This window comes from Burkholderia sp. Se-20378, from assembly GCF_017104665.1.
Lineage (GTDB): Bacteria > Pseudomonadota > Gammaproteobacteria > Burkholderiales > Burkholderiaceae > Burkholderia > Burkholderia lata.
Genome location: NZ_JAAGPG010000542.1, coordinates 1 through 5,520 on the forward strand (window position 1 = coordinate 1; position 5,520 = coordinate 5,520).

Sequence of the window (5,520 nt, forward strand, 5' to 3'; positions counted from 1 at the left end):
TGGCGCTTGCGCGCGAGCGGATGATCCTTCGGGCAGACGACGACGAGCCGGTCGGCGCCCGCATACAATACCTCCAGCGACGCATCGAACGTGTCGCCGCCGGTCAAGCCGAGATCGGCTTCCTCGTTGCGCACGAGCGCGGTGACGAGGCTCGCGACGCCGTCGTGGATCTCGAAGCCCGCGCGCGGCACGTCGCGCCGGAACGACTGGATCAGCTCGGGCAGCATGCTCGACGCGAAGGTCGGCAGGCATGCGAGCCGCACCGTGCCGCTCGTGCCTTCGCCGAGCGCGCGCGCATCGCGCAGCACGCGCTCCATGTCGTCGAGCGAGCGCTGCAGCAGCGGCAGCAGCTCGCGCCCGGTCTGCGTGAGCGCGACGCTGCGGCTGTTGCGATCGAACAGGCGCGCGCCGACGATCTCCTCGAGCCGGCGGATCTGCACGGTCAGCGCCGGCTGCGACAGGTGCAGGCGCGCGGCCGCGCGCGTGAAGTTGCCGGCCTGCGCGACGGTGACGAACGCGCGAATGTCGCGAAGATTCAGATCCATAACGGTTCGTGATTGCTGCGATCAAATCATTTCAATTGTGCTATTGCTGCGCCGACCTTACGCTCGTCTCCAACAAAAGACAAGGTAGGAGACACGGATGCTGCCGTTACTCGGGCTTGGCACGATCGTCGTGCTGCTGGCCGCGATTCTGTCGAAGCGGATGTCGCCGCTCGTCGCGCTGATCATCGTGCCGATCGCCGCGTCGCTGATCGGCGGCTTCGGGCTGCACACCAGCAAGTTCGTCATCGACGGGCTGAAGGGGCTCGCGCCCGTCGTCGGGATGTTCGTGTTCGCGATCCTCTATTTCGGGACGATCACCGACGCCGGCACGCTCGACCCGATCATCGACCGCATCCTGCGCGCGGTCGGCACGCGGCCGACGCGCATCGTGATGGGCACGACGCTGCTCGCGCTGCTGATCCACCTCGACGGCTCGGGCGCCGTCTGCTTTCTCGTGACGATTCCGGCGGTGCTGCCGCTGTACGACCGGCTGAAGATGGACCGGCGCGTGCTGGCCGCCGCGGTGTCGATGGCCGCGGGCATCAACTTCCTGCCGTGGACGGGGCCGATGATCCGCGCGTCGGCGTCGCTGCACCTGCCGGTGTCGGCGCTGTTCAATCCGCTGATCCCGGTGCAGGCGATCGGGCTCGTGTTCGTGTTCGGCGCCGCGTACTGGCTCGGGCGGCGCGAGGAGAAGCGGCTCGGCCTGTCGCGCGACGATGCGTCGATCCCGCTGCCGACGCGCGAGCTGACCCCCGACGAGCAGGCGCTGCGCCGGCCGCACCTGTTCTGGTTCAACCTGGTGCTGACGCTCGTCGTGCTCGGCACGATGGTCGTGATGGGCGAGAAGATCCCGCCCGCGATCATGTTCATGGTCGGGCTGTGCATCGCGCTGATGGTGAACTACCCGGACGTCGACATGCAGAGGAAGCGCATCGACGCGCATGCGCGCGCCGCGCTGATGATGGCCGGCATCCTGCTCGCGGCCGGCGTGTTCACGGGGATCATGCAGGGCAGCGGCATGCTGAAGGCGATGGCGCAGGCGGCGGTCGGCTTCGTGCCGCCGTCGATGGCCGGGCACATCCCGGTGGTGCTCGGCTTCGCGTCGATGCCGCTCAGCATGCTGTTCGATCCCGATTCGTTCTACTTCGGCGTGCTGCCCGTGATCGCGGAGGTGGCCGGCCAGCTCGGCGTGCCGGCCGTGCAGGTCGGGCAGGCCGCCTTGCTCGGCCAGATGACGACCGGGTTCCCGGTCAGCCCGCTGACGCCCGCGACCTTCCTCGTCGTCGGCCTGTGCGGCATCGAGCTGGCCGAGCACCAGAAATTCACGTTCCCGCTGCTGTTCGGCGCCTCGATCGTGATGACGATCGCATGCGTCGTACTGGGCATCTTTTGATCTTTCCCGGCGGTGCGCCCGCCGGACGACGGTACGGACATGACAGCAAAGCAACCTGAACGACGCGTGCGCATCGGCGCGGGCGCCGGCTACTCGGGCGACCGGATCGAGCCCGCGGTCGAACTGGCCGAACACGGGCAGCTCGACTATCTCGTCTTCGAATGCCTGGCCGAGCGCACGATCGCGATCGCGCAGCAGGCGCGGCGCAAGGATCCGGCACTCGGCTACGACCCGCTGCTCGACGCGCGGATGCACGCGGTGCTGCCGGTCGCCGCTCCGAAAGGCGTGCGCATCGTGTCGAACATGGGCGCGGCGAATCCGCGTGCGGCCGCGCGGCGCACCGCGCAGATCGCGCAATCGCTTGGTTTCGCGAAGCTGAAGGTCGCGGCGGTCGAAGGCGACGACGTGCTCGACGTGGTGCAGCGCGGCGCGTTCCGCTTCGAGGAATCGGGCGATGACGTCGCCGCGTATCGCGACCGTATCGTGTCCGCGAATGCGTACCTCGGCGCCGCGCCGATCGTCGATGCGCTCGCGGCCGGCGCGGACGTCGTGCTGACCGGGCGCGTCGCCGATCCGTCGCTGTTCACCGCGCCGCTGATCCACGCATTTGGCTGGCAGATGGACGACTGGGACACGCTTGGCGCTGCGACGGTCGTCGGCCACCTGCTCGAATGCGCGGGGCAGGTGACGGGCGGCTATTTTGCCGATCCCGGTTACAAGGACGTGCCGAACCTCGCGCGGCTCGGGTTTCCGATCGGCGAAGTCGCGGCCGACGGCTCGGTCGTGATCACCAAGGTGCCGCACGCGGGCGGCCGCGTGAGCGCGGCAACCTGCAAGGAACAGCTGCTCTACGAGATTCACGACCCGGCGCGCTATCTGCAGCCCGACGTCGTCGCGGATTTCACGCGCGTGGCGGTCGTGGAGGAGGCGGCCGATCGCGTGCGCGTGACGGGCGGGCGCGGCACCGCGCGGCCCGATACGTTGAAGGTGTCGGTGGCTTACGTCGACGGCTGGATCGGCGAAGGCCAGATCTCGTACGGCGGCCCGGGGGCGCTCGAACGCGCGCGTCTTGCGCTCGGGATCGTCCGCGAGCGGCTGGCATTGACCGGCGTTGCCGCGACCGAGTTGCGCTTTGACCTGATCGGCGTCGATGCGCTGTACGGCGACGCAACGCCCGCCGTGCGCGGCGAGCCGGCCGAAGTGCGCGTGCGGGTGGCCGGCCGTGCGGCGAGCGCCGCCGAAGCGGCGCGCATCGGCAACGAAGTCGAGACGCTCTATACGAACGGGCCGGCCGGCGGCGGCGGCGCGTTCAAGTCGACGCGCGAGGTGATCGCCGTGCAGTCGGTGCTGTTGCCGCGCGCGGCCGTGACGCCGTCGTTTTCATTCGTGGAGGCATGATGCAACTGCGTGAACTGGCGCATGCGCGCACCGGCGACAAGGGCAATACGCTGAACGTATCGGTGATCTGCCACGATCCGCGCCATTACGATCATCTTCGTACGCACCTGGATGCTGACGCCGTGAAGGCATGGCTCGCGGGCATCGTGCACGGCGACGTCGTACGTTACGAATTGCCGGCGCTCGGCGCATTCAATTTCGTGCTGCGCGATGCGCTCGGCGGCGGCGTCACGCGCTCGCTCGCGCTCGACGCGCACGGCAAGTCGGTCAGTTCCGCGCTGCTGGCGATCGAGGTGCCCGACCCGGCGTGACGGATGTCGGCGCCGGAGGCGGACAGGCGCTTACGGAATCAGCAGTTCGCGCAGGCCGTTGGCGTGCTCGATGCGTTCGCCGGCGATGTGCAGGCGCTGATCCCGGCGATAGTCGTAGACCGCACGCGACGCGGCGAGCTGGTCGAAATCGAGTTCGACCGCATGACGCGATTCGGTATTGCCGGCTTCGAAGATCAGGTTGCCGAACGGATCGGCCGCGAGGCTGCCGCCCGCGAACACGACGTCGTGCGTGCTGCCGCCGACGCGGTTGGCGACCACCGCGAACACCTGGTTCTCCATCGCCCGCGCCGTGGCCGACGTGCGGTGGACGGGGCGGTACGGCTCCATGTTGCCGTCGGTGATGAGGATCAGCTCGGCGCCGAGCGCGGCGAGCGCGCGGCCGGTTTCGGGGAATTCGTTGTCGTAGCAGATCAGCAGGCCGATCCGCACGCCGCGCCATTCGATCGTCGCGTAACGGTCGCCGGGCAGGACGACGCCGTGCTCGCTCACCCACAGATGCGTCTTGCGATAGCGCAGCGCGATGCCGTCCGGCGTGACGAACACGGTGGTGTTGTAGAAGCGGCCGCCGTCGTTCTCGATCAGCCCGACCACGACCGCCACATCGCGTGCACGTGCGGCCGCGATGACCGCGCCGACGCTCGGGCCGTCGAGCGGCTCGGCGCATTCGGCCAGATTCGACGGATCGAGGAAGCCGGTGAGCTGCGCCTCCGGGAACATCACGATGTCGGTGCCCGGTGTGCAGGTTGCGATCGCTTCGAGCGTGCGCTGCAGGTTGTAGTGCGTGTCGCCGTCGCGACCGGCGAGCTGGACGATATCGAGCTTCAGTTTCATGACGATTTCGGTAGCAGGGGCCCGTCGCCGGTGGCGCCGGAAGGGTGGGTAAGGAGGCCCCAGTATGCGCCGAAGCGGCGGATTTCCCATCCCGCCGGTGCGTTAACCCTTCGGGGGTATTGATCTTGCCGCCGCGGGCAGCGTGGTTGCGTCGCCCCACACGTCGTCGGGGCTGGCGAGCAGGTGGCCTGCGAGGATGTAGTCGCCCTGGCGCATCGCGCGCGTTTCGAGTGCGACGAGTTCGCGATCGGCGACGCTGCCGAGGTCGAACCGGCAATAGAGCGTGCGGCGCCGGAACGTGGCTTTCGGGCGCGTGAGGCCTGCGACCAGCGCGTCGCGCGAATGCACGGCGATGTGTTCGTGGCTGCGATAGGTGACGCGGATCCCGCGTCGGGCGCCGAGGCCGTCCAGTTCGGCGATGTCCTGCCAGCCGCTCTCGTAGTTGAGGTCGAGCGACGCGGTGTCGGCCGCGGCGATCAGGCGCAGCGCTTCGTCGCGGCTGTGCGCTTGCTTGCTTGTCATCTACCCGCTCCCCCCGGGCGCGGACGCGCCGTCACGATCGTCGTCGCGCTTGCGCTGCCGTCCTGCCGCCGGCACACATGGCAAAGTCCGAAAAAACGCCGACCCTTGTGCAAGGGTCGGCGAACAGGTCCTGACGTACGAGGGTACGGCTATCAGAACCCAGGCCATCATGTGCGCCCGCCGGGAGCGAACGCACGCAATCAGACCCGCGAAGGATAGGGGCGGGCGAGCGGTTTGCCCAGAAGGTGCGGCCGATATGACGTATCGGCCGCGGGAAAGGTTCGGAATGCGATGAATTGACGTAGGCGGGGCGGCTGGCCGTCGACCGGTGCCGGGGCGTGCCGTTCGCGCGGGGGCGCCCGCCGGGCCGCGCGAACGGTGTGGGTGTTAGATCGGAAGAGCGTCGGGGAGGGAAAGAGGGTGGGGAGGGGTGTAGAGCTCGGGGGGCGCCGGCGCATGCAAAAAAAAAAACGTAGAGTAGTATCGACATGGATGA

6 protein-coding genes are annotated in these 5,520 nt (G+C 68.6%); 3 read left to right on the plus strand and 3 right to left on the minus strand.

Features of this window, described 5'->3' with window-relative positions; all coding sequences use genetic code 11:
• A partial coding sequence (locus tag G3N93_RS33195; RefSeq protein WP_206134856.1) for a LysR family transcriptional regulator occupies window positions 1–545 on the minus strand: 545 nt, incomplete at its 3' end.
• Window positions 546–642: 97 nt separating this feature from the next.
• Here G3N93_RS33195 and G3N93_RS33200 point away from each other — a divergent pair.
• From G3N93_RS33200 to G3N93_RS33210, 3 genes are read left to right on the plus strand one after another with little or no spacing between them, the layout of a single operon-like run.
• Window positions 643–1,941 carry a CitMHS family transporter gene (locus G3N93_RS33200; protein WP_174947654.1) on the plus strand — a complete coding sequence of 433 codons (1,299 nt, stop codon included), beginning with the start codon at window positions 643–645 and terminating at the stop codon, window positions 1,939–1,941.
• Window positions 1,942–1,980: 39 nt separating this feature from the next.
• Entirely contained in the window at window positions 1,981–3,339 is a 1,359-nt protein-coding gene (locus tag G3N93_RS33205; protein ID WP_206134857.1) for an acyclic terpene utilization AtuA family protein, read from the plus strand.
• Window positions 3,339–3,650, plus strand: coding sequence for a hypothetical protein (locus G3N93_RS33210; RefSeq protein ID WP_011351678.1), 312 nt, complete (start codon window positions 3,339–3,341; stop codon window positions 3,648–3,650). Before G3N93_RS33205 ends, G3N93_RS33210 begins: the two co-directional genes overlap by 1 nt.
• A 30-nt stretch (window positions 3,651–3,680) precedes the next feature.
• Here the strand turns inward: G3N93_RS33210 and G3N93_RS33215 are convergent, their stop codons facing one another.
• Window positions 3,681–4,502: a carbon-nitrogen hydrolase family protein gene (locus tag G3N93_RS33215; RefSeq protein WP_174947658.1), complete on the minus strand. Its 822-nt coding sequence runs from the start codon at window positions 4,500–4,502 to the stop codon at window positions 3,681–3,683.
• 102 nt (window positions 4,503–4,604) lie between these two features.
• Window positions 4,605–5,024 (minus strand): PHA-granule associated protein 4, encoded by a 420-nt coding sequence (locus G3N93_RS33220; RefSeq protein ID WP_241026798.1) that lies wholly within the window; start codon window positions 5,022–5,024, stop codon window positions 4,605–4,607.
• Window positions 5,025–5,520: the final 496 nt, after the last annotated feature.

Coding starts and splice junctions, on each gene's coding strand:
- G3N93_RS33205 (WP_206134857.1), top strand. CDS start 1,981: ATGACAGCAAAGCAACCTGAACGACGCGTGCGCATCGGCGCGGGCGCC.
- G3N93_RS33200 (WP_174947654.1), top strand. CDS start 643: ATGCTGCCGTTACTCGGGCTTGGCACGATCGTCGTGCTGCTGGCCGCG.
- G3N93_RS33215 (WP_174947658.1), bottom strand. CDS start 4,502: ATGAAACTGAAGCTCGATATCGTCCAGCTCGCCGGTCGCGACGGCGAC.
- G3N93_RS33210 (WP_011351678.1), top strand. CDS start 3,339: ATGCAACTGCGTGAACTGGCGCATGCGCGCACCGGCGACAAGGGCAAT.
- G3N93_RS33220 (WP_241026798.1), bottom strand. CDS start 5,024: ATGACAAGCAAGCAAGCGCACAGCCGCGACGAAGCGCTGCGCCTGATC.